Genomic DNA, 15,041 nt, shown 5'->3' with positions numbered 1-15,041 from the left:
GGCGCGAGGCTTCCGCCAACTGCTGCTGCGTGGACTGCAGAAAGCGCGCGGCGAGTGGGCGCTCATCTGCCTTACCCACAACCTGCTGAAACTCCATCGGGCTCAGCTCGCCGCGTAGTGGCGGCGCCGCCAGCTCCAAACGGGCGAAGCGCCACCTCTGCTGCAAGGAGCCTGTTATCCGGCTCCTCGCCCGTTACCCCAACACACTCCTAGCCCAGGCGAACCCATCCCAGCGTGTCGCCAGCGCGCTGTTCCTGGCGCTCCGACCCATGGGGACGCGGCGCGTCACCTGTTTCCGAGGACCGCACGTGAAGCCGCCGCGACTCCGTGTGTTTGCATGGGCCGCTTCGTCGCCATCAGGGGCCCCCCCATATCTTTGGGGGTTCGACACTGTATACTGGTGGACAATTACGCTGACCATGGAACGTACGGGGGCAGAGGTCTGAGGGTGTTCGGGCCCCCCGCCATGCGCGTGATCCTTCCGGCGGCAGCGTGCCTCCACGGGTGCTGACGGCGGGAGTTCCCCTGAACGCTGTGTGTGGAGTCACTTCCATGTCCAAGCCGTGGCCCCGGTGGCCTCTGCTCCTCGCCGGTTTCCTCTCGGCGAGCTCATCCCTCGCGGCTGAGAAGCTCACCCCCGTTTCCCCATCCACCCTGGTGCAGCTCCAGCTCCGGGAGCCAGCCCGTGTGGCGGAGTCCCTGGCGAACCTCAAGGCGCAAAGCCTCAAGCTGGGGTTGGGCTCGCGGGATGACTTCCAGCTGTCCAGCTCCAGCACGGACTCCTTTGGCCAGACGCACGCGCGCTTTGCGCAGACATACCAGGGCGTCCCCGTATGGGGCGCCATGGCCATCACCCACCAGGGCCTGTCCGCGGGGGACCTCCGCATCACCACCGACGGCCTGCGCAAGGGCATCCGCCTGGATGTGACGCCCACGCTGGACGCGAAGGCCGCGGTGACGAAGGCCACCCAGGAGCTGGCGCCCAAGGGCGAGTTCGGCGTCGCGCCGAAGAGCGAGCTCATCGTCTATCCCCAGACGCGGCTCGTGAACCGCTACCCCGGCAAGCCGGTCGCGCAGCAGAACGCGGCGGACTTCGACACGGAGGTCGTCGGCTACCGGCTCGCGTACCACGTGCACACCGAGCTGGAGAACGCGAAGGACGGCGTCAAGCACACGGACTTCATCATCGACGCGCAGTCGGGCGACGTGCTGAAGAAGTGGAACTCGCTCCAGACGGCCGCCGCCAAGGGCCTCGGCCACTCGCAGTACAGCGGTGACGTCTCGCTGGACGTCTTCCAGAACGCCCAGGGCCTCTTCGAGCTGCGCGACGTCACGCGCGCCGGCGGCGAGGGCATCCGGACCTACGACGTCAACCACGCCGCCGTGCAGAACGGCGTCATTCCCACGCTGACCCTCTACACGGACGAAGACAACGTCTGGGGCGACGGGCAGAACTACATCGTCGGTGCCAACAACACCCTGAGCGCCAACGGCCAGACGGCGGCCGTCAACGCGCACTACGGCCTGCTGGCGACGTGGGACTTCTACAAGAAGATCTTCGGCCGCGACGGCGTGGACGGCGTCGGCTCGCCCACCTACAACCGGGTGCACGCCAGCAACCTCTACGACAACGCCTTCTGGAGCGACGGCTGCTTCTGCATGAGCTACGGCGACGGCTCGTACCCGGCCGCCGGCGGCTTCATGTCCATGGGCGTGCTCGACGTGACGGGCCACGAGATGACCCACGGCGTCACCTCGCACACGGCCGGCCTCATCTACGAGGGCGAGTCCGGCGGCCTCAACGAGGCCAACTCGGACATCTTCGGCACCCTGACGGAGTTCTGGGTGGCCAACGGCCGCGGCAGCACCATTGGTGACACCGGCGGCAACTGGCTCATGGCCGAGCAGCTCAGCGACTTCCCGCTGCGCGTCATGTTCCGCCCGTCGCTGGACGGCGCGAGCCCGGACGCCTGGTTCCCCGGCATCGGCAACGTCGACGTGCACTACAGCAGCGGCCCGATGAACCGCGCCTTCTACTTCCTGTCCCAGGGCGTGCAGCCGCTGGCCGTCAGCGCCGACTACTCCAGCACCTACCTGCCCGCGGGCGCGAGGGGCATCGGCAACGACAAGGCGGCGGCCATCTGGTACCGCGCGCTCACCACCTACCTGTTCCCGTCGTCCAACTACATGTCGGCCCGCACCGGCGCCCTCCAGGCCGCGGCGGACCTCTTCGGCGCCCAGTCCAACGAGTACCGCGCGGTGCAGAACGCCTTCGCGGCCATCAACGTGGGCTACACCGCCGGCACGTACGACGACCGCACGGCCCCCACCGTCGTCGCGAGCACCTCTGGCAGCGCGCCGGACATCCAGCTGCAGGCGCAGGCCGACGACAACGTCGGCGTGGCCCGTGTGGAGTTCTACGTCGACGCCGCCCTGGCGGGGAGCGTCTCCGCCCAGCCGTACCGGTTCCCGCTGGACGCCACCTCGCTGTCCAACGGCGCCCACGCGCTGGTGGCGGTCGCGTTCGACGCGGCCGGCAACTCCACCGCGTCCGCTCCGGTGAGCTTCACCGTCTCCAACAGCTTCGACCAGCTCCTGATCAACCCGGGCTTCGAGCAGGACACGCTGGGCTGGACGGATGACCCGTCGAACATCAACTTCCCGGTCTCCTCCGGCCCGCGCACCGGCCAGGGCTTCGCGTGGCTCAACGGCTATGGCACGACGCACATCGACCGGCTGTGGCAGGACGTCACCATTCCCGCCGGCGTCAACCAGGCCGCGCTGACCTTCTTCCTCAACATCACCACCGCCGAGACGACGACCACCGCGGTGCGTGACACGCTGACGCTCCAGGTGCGCGACACCTCGGGCACGGTGCTGGGGACGGTGGCGACGTGGTCCAACCTGGATGCGACGCTGGGCTATGCGCAGCAGAGCGTGGACCTGACGGCCTACGCGGGCCAGACGGTGCGCATCTTCGCGGAGGGCAGTGAGAACGCCTCGCTCGCCACCAACTTCCAGGTGGATGACTTCTCGCTGCGCGTCACCCACGCGGCGGACGCCGAGGCGCCCCGGGTGAAGGCCAACGTGGTCATCTCCGGCACGCGCGCGGGCTACTTCGCGGACGTGTCCGACAACGGCTTCGTCAACGCGGTGGAGTTCCTCGTCGACGGCGTGTCCCTGGGCAACTCGGTCAAGTCGTTCACCCGGGTCGTCAACCTCTCCACGCTGACGGCCGGCGCGCACACGCTCGTGGCCCGGGCCACGGACGCGAGCGGCAACGTGGGTGACTCCGCCCCGGTGACGTTCTACGTGGACACCACCGCCACCCAGCGCGTGCTCAACCCCAGCTTCGAGACCTCCACGGGCTGGACGAACGCGACGACGGTGTCGGGCTCGACGGGCATCTTCAGCAGCGCGTCCTTCGCGCACACGGGCAGCCGCTTCTACATCTTCTGGACCGCGGGTCCGGTGCGGCACTCCGTCCGTCAGTCCGTGGCCATCCCGGCGGCCTCGACCTCGGCCATCTTCAGCTTCTGGCTGCGCATCTACAACGGTGGGTTCACCGACGCCGTGCCCCACCACACCTTCAGCGCGAAGGTGCGGGACCCCGCCGGCACCGAGCTGGCGACGCTGAAGACGCTCTCCAACGTGGATGACACCAACGCGGAGTACATCCAGCACCGCTTCGACCTGACCGCGTACAAGGGCCAGACGGTGCAGCTGTTCTTCGACGTGGACCAGCTGGAGGCCATGCAGCTGCCGGACGGAGACGTCCAGTTCTTCCTCGACGACGTCAACCTGGTCACCTCGACCCAGGCGGACATCCAGGCCCCCGCGCTCTCCGTGGCGGTCGAGGGCAGCTACGGGACGGTGCAGCTCAAGGCCACCGTGAGCGACAACGTCTGGACCTCCAGCCTCGCGTTCCAGGTGGACGGCACCCCGGTGAGCGCGTTCGCGGACGTCGAGGGCGTCTACGCGACGGCGTTCGACACGAAGAACCTGTCCAACGGCCCGCACGAGTTCAAGGCGACGGCCACGGACAAGGCGGGCAACACGACGGAGCGCACGGTGACCTTCGAGGTGCGCAACTCCACCATCCAGGACCAGGGCGCGCCGCACATCACCGCCAGCGTGGAGGGCCTGTACGAGACCTACGCGATGCGGGCCGAGGCCACCGACGACACGGGCGTGACGTACGTGGAGTTCTACGTGGACGGCGCGCTGCAGGGCCGGGTCTCGTCCGAGCCGTACACGCTGCCGCTGTTCCCGATCCCGCTGGCGCCGGGGGAGCACGTTCTCGAGGCGGTGGCGTACGACGCCTACGGCAACTCTTCCAAGGCGACCACGCCCTTCACGCTCCTGCCCGTCACGGTGGAGTTCGCGGTGGCGCAGCAGGTGGTGCCGGTGGGGAGCTCCGTCGCCCTTCAGGCGAACGTGGCGAACGTGGTGGACACCTCGGTGAGCTGGTCCGTGGCGGAGGGCCGCGTCTGCGGCACCGTCGGCGCGGACGGCGTCTACACCGCGCCGCTGGCGCGTGGCCTGTGCCACGTGACCGCGGCGAGCGTCGTGGTACCGACGGCGAAGGCCGTGGCGGCCATCCAGGTCTACACGGGCGACATCAATGGCGACAACGTCGTGGACGGAGAGGACATGGGCCTGCTCGCGCAGGACTACGGCACCAACGGCTCCGAGGTGACGAACCTCGACGGCGCCGGCTCTGTGGACGACAACGACATCACCCTCTTCGTCAGCCAGTTCGGACGGTAATCCTCATGAAAACGTGGATGAAGCTCATTGTTCCGCTCCTGATTGGAGCGCTGGCGGCCTGCTCCGACTCCGACTCGGGGCCGGTGACGGTGACTCCGAAGACCGTCACGGTGAAGGCCGGTGAGAAGGCGACCTTCAGCGCCGCGGTGAAGGACGCGAAGGAGCCGCGCGTGCTCTGGTCGGTGGAGGGAGGCGACTCCCATGGCACCATCAGCAGCTCGGGCGTCTACACCGCGCCGGCCGAGGCCGGCACGTACACCGTGGTGGCCACCAACGCGGTGGACACCTCGAAGAAGGACACGGCCACCGTCAAGGTGGAGGCGGTCCAGACTCCGACGGTCATCGTCAAGGTGACGCCGGAGGCGGTGACCATCGGGCAGGGGACCGTCGCGGACCTCACGGCGGAGGTCTCCGGTTCCTCCATCACGGCCGTGCAGTGGTCCGTGGAGGGGGGCGACGAGAACGGCACCGTCAGCAGCACGGGCCGGTACACGGCGCCGAACAAGTCCGGCACGTTCACCGTGACGGCCACCAGCGTGGCGGACCCGACGAAGAAGGGCTCCGCCTCGGTCACGGTGGAGCCCGTCGTCGTCGAGGATGTGAAGGTGACCGTCTCTCCGAAGACGGGCACGGTGGCGCAGGATGCGTCCTTCTCCCTGTCCGCGCAGGTCACCGGCACCAACAACCTCGCGGTGCAGTGGTCCGTGGAGGGTGGTGACGACAACGGCACCGTGAGCAGCACGGGCGTGTACCGGGCGCCGCGCCGCGAGGGCACGTTCACCGTGACGGCCACCAGCGTGGCGGACCCGACGAAGTCCGACTCGGCCACCCTCACCGTGGAGCCCGTCGTCGTCCCGACGGTGGTGGTGAGCGTCACTCCGAAGACGGCCACCGTGGAGCAGGGGGCCGCCGTCAGCCTCACGGCCGAAGTCACGGGCACCTCCGTCGTCGCGGTGACCTGGGCCGTCGAGGGCGGTTCGGCCAACGGCACCGTCACCAGCGCCGGCGTGTACACCGCGCCGAACAAGCCGGGCACGTACACCGTGACGGCGACCAGCGTGGCGGATGTGTCCAGGAAGGACTCCGCCGTCATCACCGTGCCCGTCGCCGGCTCGGTGAAGTACGTGGACCCCACGGGGACGGGCTGGCGCCTGGTCCGCAATGACAGCCTGTCCTCGGGCAACACGCTGGTGCTGGACCTGGTGGGCCCCACGGGCCAGTCCGGCCGCGGCGCGGACCTGACGCTGGGGCTGGATGCGGCCACCGCGTCCTGGTCCACCGTGGACGGCTCCGAGTACGTGGCCAACCGTGGCTACGACCTCGGCGCCGCGCCCCAACTGCTCAAGTCGGGCGTGAAGGGCAGCACGCTGCGCGTGGGCGTGTACCAGAAGGGCGCTCCGGCGCACGCGTACAACGGCGCGCTGCTGTCCGTGGCGCTGACCGTGAATGCCAGCGCCGAGACGCCGGCCGGTACCGTGGTGCCGCTGAGCGTCCTCAAGGCGCACGCGCTGCCGGCCTCCGGCTCGCTGCAGACCATCAACGTGGCGGTGGGCACCATCACCACCGCTCAGTAGTCCGGAGCCTGAAGCAGTGAGAGCGGCGGCCTTCCCCAGGGGAGGCCGCCGTTTTCATGGGGGCGCCCTGGCTTGGGGCCGCGCGGCTTCACGGCGGGGCGGCCTCCACGGTGAAGGTCACCTCGCCCCGGGGGGGAATCTGCACGCGCTGGGGCGAGAAGCGGGGGCCTTCGTCCGGGTCCGCCGCGCGGGCATCCAGCAGGTACTCGCCGGGTTCGACGCCCCGGAGGACGAGGGTGCCCCCCGGGGCGGCGTCCTGATAGCGGATCATGGGATAGCGCCCCAGCTCCTTCAGCGAGATGAGCGCGGGCAGGGGCGCGCCGTTCGTGTCCCGGGCCTGGAGCCGCACCGTCGCGGCGCGATCCAGGGCCACGGTGAGCGTGTCCACGCGAGCCGTCACCTCCTGCTTGAAGGGACGCGTGTTCCGGCTCTGGAGCGACAGGGTGAAGGGCGGGGGCGGCAGCTGTGACAGCGTATAGACGCCGTCGCGCAGCGGGACGTTCTGGGGACGCGCCATCGCGCGGGCAACGTCGGAGTCCTTGGGCTCGGTGATGGTCGCCCGGAAGGACTCCAGCTGGTTGAGGACCTCGCCGGTCTCCGCGTCGTGGAGGGCGAGCCGCAGCGTCCAGCCGGGATCGAGCGTCAGCACGCCCAGGTCCTGGTCCACGCCCTCCGTCAGGTTGACGGCGCGCTCCAGCGGCATGAAGCCGGGGGCCTCCACGGTCAGGATGGCCGGACCTCCAGCGGGGAAGGGAATGTCGAAGACACCGGCTGGCCACTCGGTGGACCGGGTGCTGCTCTGGACGCCCGTCACCTTGTACGAGGTGACGGCCTGGCCTCCAGGCTCCACGACGCGGCCCCGGAGGCGTCCGTCGCGCTCCAGCACGAGCTGGAGGGGCGCCTCGCTGGAGTCCACCCAGAGGCTGCCCTGCTCCGTGTCGGGCTCGCCTCCCAGGGAGCGTCTGGGGCGGAAGGTGTAGCCCGGCAGGTGGGCCCACAGGGCGTAGCGAGGGGCCACGAGCCCGCGCAGGGTGAAGCGCCCGTCCGGGCCCGTGCGCAGGCCCGCGGGTCCATCGTCGTCGAGGTTGCTCCACTCGGATGAAGCGCTGTCGGGGAGGTCCGCGGTGATGGAGACCCCCGCGAGCGGCTGGCCCGCCCCATCCACCGCGATGCCCGCGCGCTCACGGCCCGCTTCCAGTCGCATTGAGATGTCTTTGTGTTCACGCGCCTGGAGCGTGAGGGGCTGGGACACCGAGGCGTCCATCAGGTCTCCCCGGACGACGGCGCCCAGGAGGTACGTGCCCGGGGCAATGCCTTGCAGGTGGAAGCGGCCCTGCTCGTCCGTCATGACCTGACGCGGCTCTTCGTATGGCGCGTCCTCCTCCTGCGCTTCCGCCCCCAACGTCACGGTCGCTCCCCGCAGGGGCAGGCCCCGCGCATCGGTGACGGCGCCGGACACGGAGGCGCCCCGGTCCAGCACCACCACGATGTCTCGCGAGGGGACGCGCACCGGGAGGGTCTGCCGCTGGAAGGACGGATCCTCCACGGACAGCTCGCCCGTCCCCGCGCGCTTCACGTCCAGGACGAAGTGCCCGGTGGCATCCGAGCGCCGGGCGCCACCCGCGTCGATGTCGTCCCCATCGCCCAGGCGGTCCCCTGACAGCGTCAGGAGGATGCCTTCGAGCGGAGCGCCCGACGTGTCGACGACGCGGCCCTCCACGCTCTGCGCGCGGCGGAGGGTGAAGTCCAGGGGCGCCATGCCCTGCTGGAGCCGCTGCGCATGCAGCTCCACGTCCAGGTGATGGGGCGCGAGGAGCCGGAAGGTATGGGGCCCGGGACGCGTGGGGCCCAGCTGGTAGCGGCCTCCGGCATCCGTCAGGGTGGTCGCCTCGGCGCCGAGGGGACCGCCGTCCTCTCGGTAGGCCTCCACGCGCACGTTCGGGAGGGTGTGGCCGGCGTCGTCGCGCACCGTGCCCTCGACGAACACGCCGGGCTGGAGCCGCAGCTCCACGTGCTCCAGGGGCGGGGTCACGTCCAGCGTCGCGAACGCGCCTCCGGACTCCGCGGTGAGCTGGTGGAGGACGGCGGGCGCGGTGAAGCGGAAGCGCCCCTCTCCATCGGTCGTGGTGCGTTGGGCGGACGCCGTCGCGGTGTCGCCTTCGAGGTGCACCAGGACTCCCGGCACCGGTGCGCCATGCGTCGAGAGGACCTGCCCCGAAAGCAGGAGCGAGCGCGCGAGCACCACGGTCGTCATGTCCGCGAGCGATTCGAGCTTCGGCTGGAACCACGAGGACCGGCCCTCGGCGGCGGCGAAGGCGGCGTAGTCCCCCGGGGGGAGGGGGCCCACGGTGAAGCGGCCCTCGGCGTCGGTGACCGCGTCGAAGAAGCGCGTGTGCCAGCGGGAGACGAGCGTCACCCGCGCGTCGGGGATGGGCGTCTCGCGGTCCGTGTCCGTGACGGTCCCCTGGAAGAGGACGCCCTGCTCCAGCGTCAGCGCCACGTCGTCCGAGCCCACCGCGACGCCGCCCTGCGACGCCGCGCCCGTGTCGCCCAGGGCCCAGAGCGTGACGCGGCCCTCGGGCAAGCCCTCCAGGATGAAGTGGCCCTCCGCGTCCGTGGTCGCCTCCGCGAACACCAGGGCCTCGCCGTCGCGGGCCTCCACGGCCTCGCCCTGCATGCGCTCGGAGTCGAAGCTGCACGCGTCGCTCTTGAAGAGGGGAGCCCGCGCGTCGTCCTGGCCGGTGGGGGAGGGACACGGCCGCTCCGACAGCGTGACCCCGGGCTCCACGCGAGACGCGGAGACGCGCACTCCCGCAGCCGGGCCGGAGGTTCCCAGGACATGACCCGAGATGCGCGCGGTGCCGGCGGGGCGCGGCGTCGTCGTCACCCGTGTCGCGCGGGCCACCGGGTGCAGCGCGGACGCGGCCGTGGGCGCGAGCGCGTCCTTGCGCGATGAAGGCGCCTCGGTGTTCCACAGGAGGAAGGCGAGGAGCGCGGCGACCGCCAATGCCATGCCTCCCAGCCATGCCTTCCAGCCCCCAGGTCTGCCGTTCCCCATGCCGGGCAGGATAGCGGGCCCCCGCGCCACGCGTCAGCGCGCGAGGGGCCTCCACACCGGCTTCACGTCGCGGGACAGCGCGCCCTCCTCGGGCACGTCCAGCTCCTCGCGGTGGATGCGGTCCTGGTCGCGGGTGCTCGCGATGACGGTGTAGTGGCCCGCGGGGACGCGGCGGAACGTGACGGACGCGCGGGTCCATTCCTCCACGGGGTGCTGCTGGAGGCGCAGGTGTTCGAGGGCCCCGGGGCTGTCGGGAGCAGGCGTCTGTCCGGGCAACAGCAACGGCGTGACCGTCCCCAGGTCCACGTCGCCTCCTCCGTCCGGCGTGACGGAGCGGTCCACCGTCGCGTAGCCCCTGGCGCGCACCACGAGGCGCTGGGGGCCCTGGGCTCCGAACAGGCGCCGGTCGAAGCTCCCATCCGGGGTCGTGTACCGCTGGCCGTTCACCTCGAAGAACTCCAGCGCCGCGCCGTCCTCCGCCACCACCCGGCCGCGCACGTGCGGGGTGCGTCGCAGCACCAGCCTCTTCCTGGCGCGCATGCGCCACCAGGATAGCAGCGCGTGTCAGGGCGTGGCGAAGCCCACCGCGTGCGCCTCCACGCCCTCCGGCGCCGGGTCCTCGAGGAAGGACACCCAGGCCTCCCGCTGGGAGTGGCGTGGCACGTAGGCCAGCACGAACTCCGCCTCCTGCTTCGGCTCGCGGCCGCCTCGCAGCCACACGCGCACGTGGACCTCCTCCGCCGCCGAGTCGCCGTGGTTCGTCACCGTGACGGGCACCCGCCACTCCTTCGCGTTCGCGGCGGCGACGGGCGCGCCCACCTTCACGACCAGGTCCGGCGGACCGCTGCCCGTCGTCCAGGCGTCCACCACCAGGTAGCCCAGGACCAGCGCCACCAGCACGCAGCTCGACACGAAGACGACGCCCTCCAGCCAGTTCCAGTTCGTCTTCATGATTGGATGAGCAGTCTCCCCGCGGAGGCGCCCAGCGTCGACGCCAGCCCCAGCACCACCACCTGCGCCATGCAGACCGCCAGGCCGTTGCCTTGGAACCGGCCGAAGAACCACAGCACCAGCGCGCTCGACAGCAGCGCGAGCGTGTACGTGACGACGGTGCCCGCCAGCACGTCCCGGCGCAGGCGGCGGCGCGTGAAGCGCCTGGCGCGCGTGAAGTCACTCTGGAAGAGGATGAGCCCGCCCAACAGCAGCGACAGCACGGCGAGCCCCAGCTGGCACCAGGGCTGCGCCTCCACGGCGATCATCACGACCTCCTCCGTGGGCGCCACGTTGGCCGCGAACAGCACCGCGCCGCAGAACGCGATGACCAGCTGACCGGGGACGTGGTCCGCGGACCGCAGCCGTCGCTGATCCTCCTCTTCATCCGGCTCGCGGTGCTGGCCGCCCAGCTGCGCGGTGCCCACCGATACGCCGATGGCCACCGTACCGGCCTCCACCACCACCATGCCCACCGCCTCCTGGAGCGACGTGCCCCGGCCGATGCGGCCAATCAACACGAGCACCACCAGCGACACGAGCAGCCCCAGCCCCAGCTCCTCCAGCGAGTCCGTGAAGACGTCGAACCAGTTCACGTCCCGGCGGAACCCCCCATAGCGGTTGTACCCGAGCAGCAGCACGTACGTGGCCACCAGGTAGGCCAGCACGCTGCCCGGATGGGACGTGAAGCCCGCCCACCACACCTCCATCGTGTAGAGCAGCGGCAGGCTGAAGAGCAGGCCCCCCGCGATGCCCCGGCCGTACTCGCGCAGGGACTCCGGCACCGGTCGTCGTCGGCGGGGCGCGTCGGCTGGGAGACGGTCGGCCATGACGGGGCTGAGTCTAGGTTCGCTTCCCGGGGAGGGAAGCCTCCCCCCCCTCGGAATGCTCTTCCCTCGAACGTTGCACAGGGCCTCGCATGAGACGGGGAGGGAGGCGTCCCGGGCGCGCGCGGTGCGCTCCAGCCGCGCGTACCAGGGGGCGCGGCAGCGCGCCCGCGGCTCTCCGGTCCGGCTCCGGCGGGGCGGAGCCGAGCACCCGCCGGACACTGGACACTCCCCGCCGCGCCCGGGAACGGGCCGTTACCCGGCGAGGCTATAGTCGCCGCCGCTTATGACCGAGCGTCCCGCCCAATACATCCTCACGCTGTCGTGTCCGGATCAGCGCGGCATCGTTCACGCCGTCTCCGGCTGGCTCGCCGAGCACGGCTGTAACATCCTCGACAGCGCCCAGTATGGCGACCCGCAGACGCGGCTGTTCTTCATGCGCGTGCACTTCGCGGATGAAGAGGGGAAGGCGGAGCCCGCGGAGCTGCGCGAGGCCTTCGGGGCGCTCGCGGGGCGCTTCGCCATGGAGTGGCACCTGCACGACGCGGCGGAGAAGCCCCGGGTGCTGTTGATGGTCTCGAAGATCGGCCACTGCCTGAACGACCTGCTGTATCGCTACCGCAGCGGCGTCCTGCCGGTGGAGATCCCGGCCATCGTGTCCAACCACCGGGACTTCTACCAGCTGGCCGCGTCCCACGACATCCCGTTCCACCACCTGCCGGTGACGCCGGAGAACAAGGCGCTTCAGGAGACGCGGCTGCTGGAGCTGGTGCGCGAGCAGCGCGTGGACCTGGTGGTGCTCGCCCGGTACATGCAGATCCTCTCCGCGGAGACGTGCGAGGCGCTGCGCGGGCGGCTCATCAACATCCACCACTCGTTCCTCCCCAGCTTCAAGGGGGCGCGGCCGTACCAGCAGGCCTACGACCGGGGCGTGAAGCTGATCGGCGCGACGGCCCACTTCGTCACGGGCGACCTGGACGAGGGGCCCATCATCGAGCAGGACGTGGAGCGCGTGGACCACACGCTCTCGCCCGAGGCGCTGACGGCGATTGGCCGCGACGTGGAGAGCGTGGTGCTGGCCCGCGCGGTGACGTGGTTCGTGCAGCACCGCATCCTGCTCAACGGCCACAAGACCGTCGTGTTCCGCTGATCACCCGGCGGGGCACGCCGCGCCCGCGTCGAGCACGTCCGCGTCGTGGTGCACCCGCACCGCGCCGGACGCCTCCAGGTGGCGCACGAACAGCGAGCCGAACAGCTCCGCGTTGCCGCTCAGGTTGAGCTGGGCCTGGGGCGCGTAGAGGTTGCCGGCGAGCGTGCTGCCCGCGGAGATGTCCAGCGCCTGCGTGCCCGCGACGTAGACGCGCACCCTGGAGGGCAGGGCGGCGGAGCCCAGCGTGAGCTGGCCGGACACGACGAAGCCTCCCGCGAGGAAGAGGTCCAGCTCGCCCGGAGGCCGCACGTCCACGGTGAGCGCCTCCCGCAGGTCCACGCCGCCGGGGATGAACAGCGCGGTGCGGCCCCGGATGCGCAGCGTGGCGTGGCCCGGCCCCGCGATGCGCGTGAGCAGGAAGCGGCCACAGGGCAGCTCCAGGGCGCGCTCGCCGGTGACGTCCTCCAGCGTCGCTGGATCCAACCCGATGGCCGCGTCGTCGTTGTCCACGGTGTGGTGGGCGATGAGCGCGGCCGGGTCGAAGCGGGAGCCCTCGTCGCAGTCGCAGGGGATGACCGGAGGCACGGGCTCGCGGCGCAGCTCGGCGGCCTGGGCGGGGCCGGGGGAGAACTCCGGAGGGACGGTGAGCACGCCGCCCACGGTGAGCGACGCGAGCGCCACGTCTCCGTTCACCCGGGCATCCCCGGCCACGGTGGCGGAGGTCCCCGGACCGGAGAGGGGACCGCTGCTGTCCAGGTCGCCGCCGACGCCGAGGGGGCTGCTGAGCTGGACACCGCCTGCCTGGAGCGAGCCGCCCACCGTGACGCGGTCGTTCGCGAACAGGACGCCGTTCACGCCCACGTCTCCGCCCGTGCCGCCGGGAGCGTAGGGCCCCGCCGAGCTTCGGAACGCATCGACGGTGAAGGGGGCGCTGAGGGACAGGCCCTCGCACGAGCACGCCGCGCGGTGGAACAGCGTCTGCGCAAGCTGGCCGCTACAGACCTGGGGCCCCGAGGCCGGGTCCCCCAGCAGGAGCGGTGGTCCGCTGTCCGCGCAGTGCGCCGCCCATTCATCCGGGACGTCGGGCCCCGCGTCGGGGGAGCGCAGCGTGGCCACCGGATCCTCCACCGTGCACGCGGCGCCCAGCAGCAGCCCGGCCCATGAAATCCAGCCTGCGACGCGGAGCCTCATGGGCTCGTGGTCTTGCCACCGACGGCGCCCCCAGAGACGCCGCTTGAACCGCCATGGCGAGCCGCGCTTCATGGTGGCGACAGCTCCCGAAGCCGCGCGCGCGACGCCGCGCTCAGCGGCGAGTCGGGGTGCAGCGCGAGGAACTCCTCCAGCGCCCGGGCTTCCGCCGTGGAGTCCCCCAGGGCCCGGTGGGCTTCGGCCACGCCGTGGCGTGCCTCGGGAGCCAACATGCCACCGGGGTGCAGCCGCACCGCGTCCTGGAACTGGCGCAGGGCGCCTCGCGCGTCGCCCAGGTGTTCCAGCCGCAGCGCCCCCGACGCCACGCGCGCGACATACGCGGCCAGCGACGACGGCTCCGCGCGGATGACGCGCAGGTACAGCCCCTCCGCCTCCTTCCACCTTCCCTCGGAGCGGAGCGCGTTGGCCTGGCGCAGCAGGTCCTCCGGCTTGGAGGACTCCTTCACGGTGATGCTCGGCCGCAGCGGGCGGGGATGCTCGATGACGAACGGCTCGGGTGGGGGCGGCGGGGGCAGGGGCACCGGCTCCAGCGTGGCCACCCGCGTTGGCTCCGGGACGGCCGGTGTCAGCACCGCCGGTGGTGGCTGCTCGGGGCGCGCATAGCGCCACACGGCGGCGGCCGCGGCCCCGGTGAAGATGAGCGCCGCGCCCGCCATCAGCCACACGGGGGGCCGCCTGCGGCTTCTCCGCGGAGGCTCCGGCGCCTGCTGGAGCGCCGCGTCCAGCGCCGCCTGGACGAGCGCGCTCGAGCGCTGCCGGGACAACCGCCGCGCGGGACCACTGCCGCCATCCAGGGGCCGCAGCAGGTCGTCGAGCGGCTCCACGTCACCGTCGTCGGGGGGGCGGGGGCTCATGACGTCTCCCCCTCCGGCGCCTCGCCGTCCGAGGCCCAAGCGCGCAAGGCGGTGCGGCCCAGGCGCAGCCGGCTGCGCACGGTCTCGAAGGGGACGCCCAGCTCTGTCGCGATCTCCTGCACGCTCAATTCCAGCACGTGGTGCAGCACCAGCGCGTGCCGCTGCTCCGTCGACAGCCTGTCCAGCAACGTCACCAGGTGACGGCGATGCAGGTACTCGTCCGCCGGCGCTTCGTCGGACGGCACCGCCAACAGCTCCACCGGGTCTTCACTGTAGCGGGCCTCGCGCCCGCGTGAACGCTTGAGCCACGCGAACGTGGTGCGCACCACCACGCGGTCCACCCAGCCGTGGAAGCGCCCGTCGCCGCGGTAGGTGGGCAGGCCCCGCACCAGCGCGATGAGCGACTCCTGGGCGATGTCCTCCACGTCCGAGTCCCCGCGCACCAGGTAGCGCACCAGGTTGCGCACCCGCGGCAGCAGCTCCAGGAGCAGGGACTCGGTCGCGTCGCGCTGACCCCGCATGGCCGCCATCAGCCGGGGGTCCTCGCCCCGGGGCGCGACGGTCGCATGTGAGCCCGAGCTCCTCATGTCCGGCAAGGAGGACGGACGC

Annotated in this window: 10 protein-coding genes; 3 read left to right on the top strand and 7 right to left on the bottom strand. The window is 71.4% G+C overall.

From position 1 onward, the window contains the following. Positions 1 to 687: 687 nt before the first annotated feature. Entirely contained in the window at positions 688 to 4,770 is a 4,083-nt protein-coding gene (locus U8525_RS13255; protein WP_374265412.1) for a M4 family metallopeptidase, read from the top strand. Positions 4,771 to 4,787: 17 nt separating this feature from the next. Beyond that, positions 4,788 to 6,344 carry a hypothetical protein gene (locus U8525_RS13250; protein ID WP_374265410.1) on the top strand — a complete coding sequence of 519 codons (1,557 nt, stop codon included), beginning with the start codon at positions 4,788 to 4,790 and terminating at the stop codon, positions 6,342 to 6,344. 88 nt (positions 6,345 to 6,432) lie between these two features. Here the strand turns inward: U8525_RS13250 and U8525_RS13245 are convergent, their stop codons facing one another. The 4 genes from U8525_RS13245 to U8525_RS13230 form a co-directional block, all read right to left on the bottom strand. Further along, a complete protein-coding gene (locus U8525_RS13245; RefSeq protein WP_374265408.1) occupies positions 6,433 to 9,357 on the bottom strand; it encodes a carboxypeptidase regulatory-like domain-containing protein in 2,925 nt (974 codons plus the stop codon). A 78-nt stretch (positions 9,358 to 9,435) separates the two neighbouring features. Continuing rightward, positions 9,436 to 9,921 carry a hypothetical protein gene (locus U8525_RS13240; RefSeq protein WP_374265406.1) on the bottom strand — a complete coding sequence of 162 codons (486 nt, stop codon included), beginning with the start codon at positions 9,919 to 9,921 and terminating at the stop codon, positions 9,436 to 9,438. A gap of 45 nt (positions 9,922 to 9,966) precedes the next feature. Further along, entirely contained in the window at positions 9,967 to 10,353 is a 387-nt protein-coding gene (locus U8525_RS13235) for a hypothetical protein (RefSeq protein WP_374265404.1), read from the bottom strand. Further along, positions 10,350 to 11,222 (bottom strand): TIGR02587 family membrane protein, encoded by an 873-nt coding sequence (locus U8525_RS13230; RefSeq protein WP_374265402.1) that lies wholly within the window; start codon positions 11,220 to 11,222, stop codon positions 10,350 to 10,352. The genes U8525_RS13235 and U8525_RS13230 overlap by 4 nt, the downstream gene beginning before the upstream one ends. Before the next feature lie 283 nt (positions 11,223 to 11,505). Between U8525_RS13230 and purU the strand changes: the two genes are divergently transcribed. Further along, positions 11,506 to 12,369, top strand: coding sequence for a formyltetrahydrofolate deformylase (gene purU, locus U8525_RS13225; protein WP_374265400.1), 864 nt, complete (start codon positions 11,506 to 11,508; stop codon positions 12,367 to 12,369). On the opposite strand, the gene U8525_RS13220 is transcribed toward purU, so the two are convergent. The 3 genes from U8525_RS13220 to U8525_RS13210 all read right to left on the bottom strand — a co-directional run bounded on the left by U8525_RS13220 (position 12,370) and on the right by U8525_RS13210 (position 14,962). After that, entirely contained in the window at positions 12,370 to 13,560 is a 1,191-nt protein-coding gene (locus U8525_RS13220; RefSeq protein ID WP_374265398.1) for a hypothetical protein, read from the bottom strand. It lies immediately after the preceding gene. A 68-nt stretch (positions 13,561 to 13,628) separates the two neighbouring features. Beyond that, the gene (locus tag U8525_RS13215; RefSeq protein WP_374265396.1) at positions 13,629 to 14,432 is read right to left on the bottom strand and encodes a tol-pal system YbgF family protein; all 804 of its coding nucleotides are present in this window, start codon (positions 14,430 to 14,432) and stop codon (positions 13,629 to 13,631) included. Then, positions 14,429 to 14,962 carry an RNA polymerase sigma factor gene (locus U8525_RS13210; RefSeq protein ID WP_374265394.1) on the bottom strand — a complete coding sequence of 178 codons (534 nt, stop codon included), beginning with the start codon at positions 14,960 to 14,962 and terminating at the stop codon, positions 14,429 to 14,431. The genes U8525_RS13215 and U8525_RS13210 overlap by 4 nt, the downstream gene beginning before the upstream one ends. Positions 14,963 to 15,041 lie beyond the last annotated feature (79 nt).

The sequence above is a fragment of the Corallococcus sp. RDP092CA genome, from assembly GCF_041903675.1.
GTDB lineage: Bacteria > Myxococcota > Myxococcia > Myxococcales > Myxococcaceae > Corallococcus.
The sequence above is the reverse complement of the archived record's forward strand: the minus strand, read 5'-3'. Positions and strand labels throughout refer to the sequence as shown.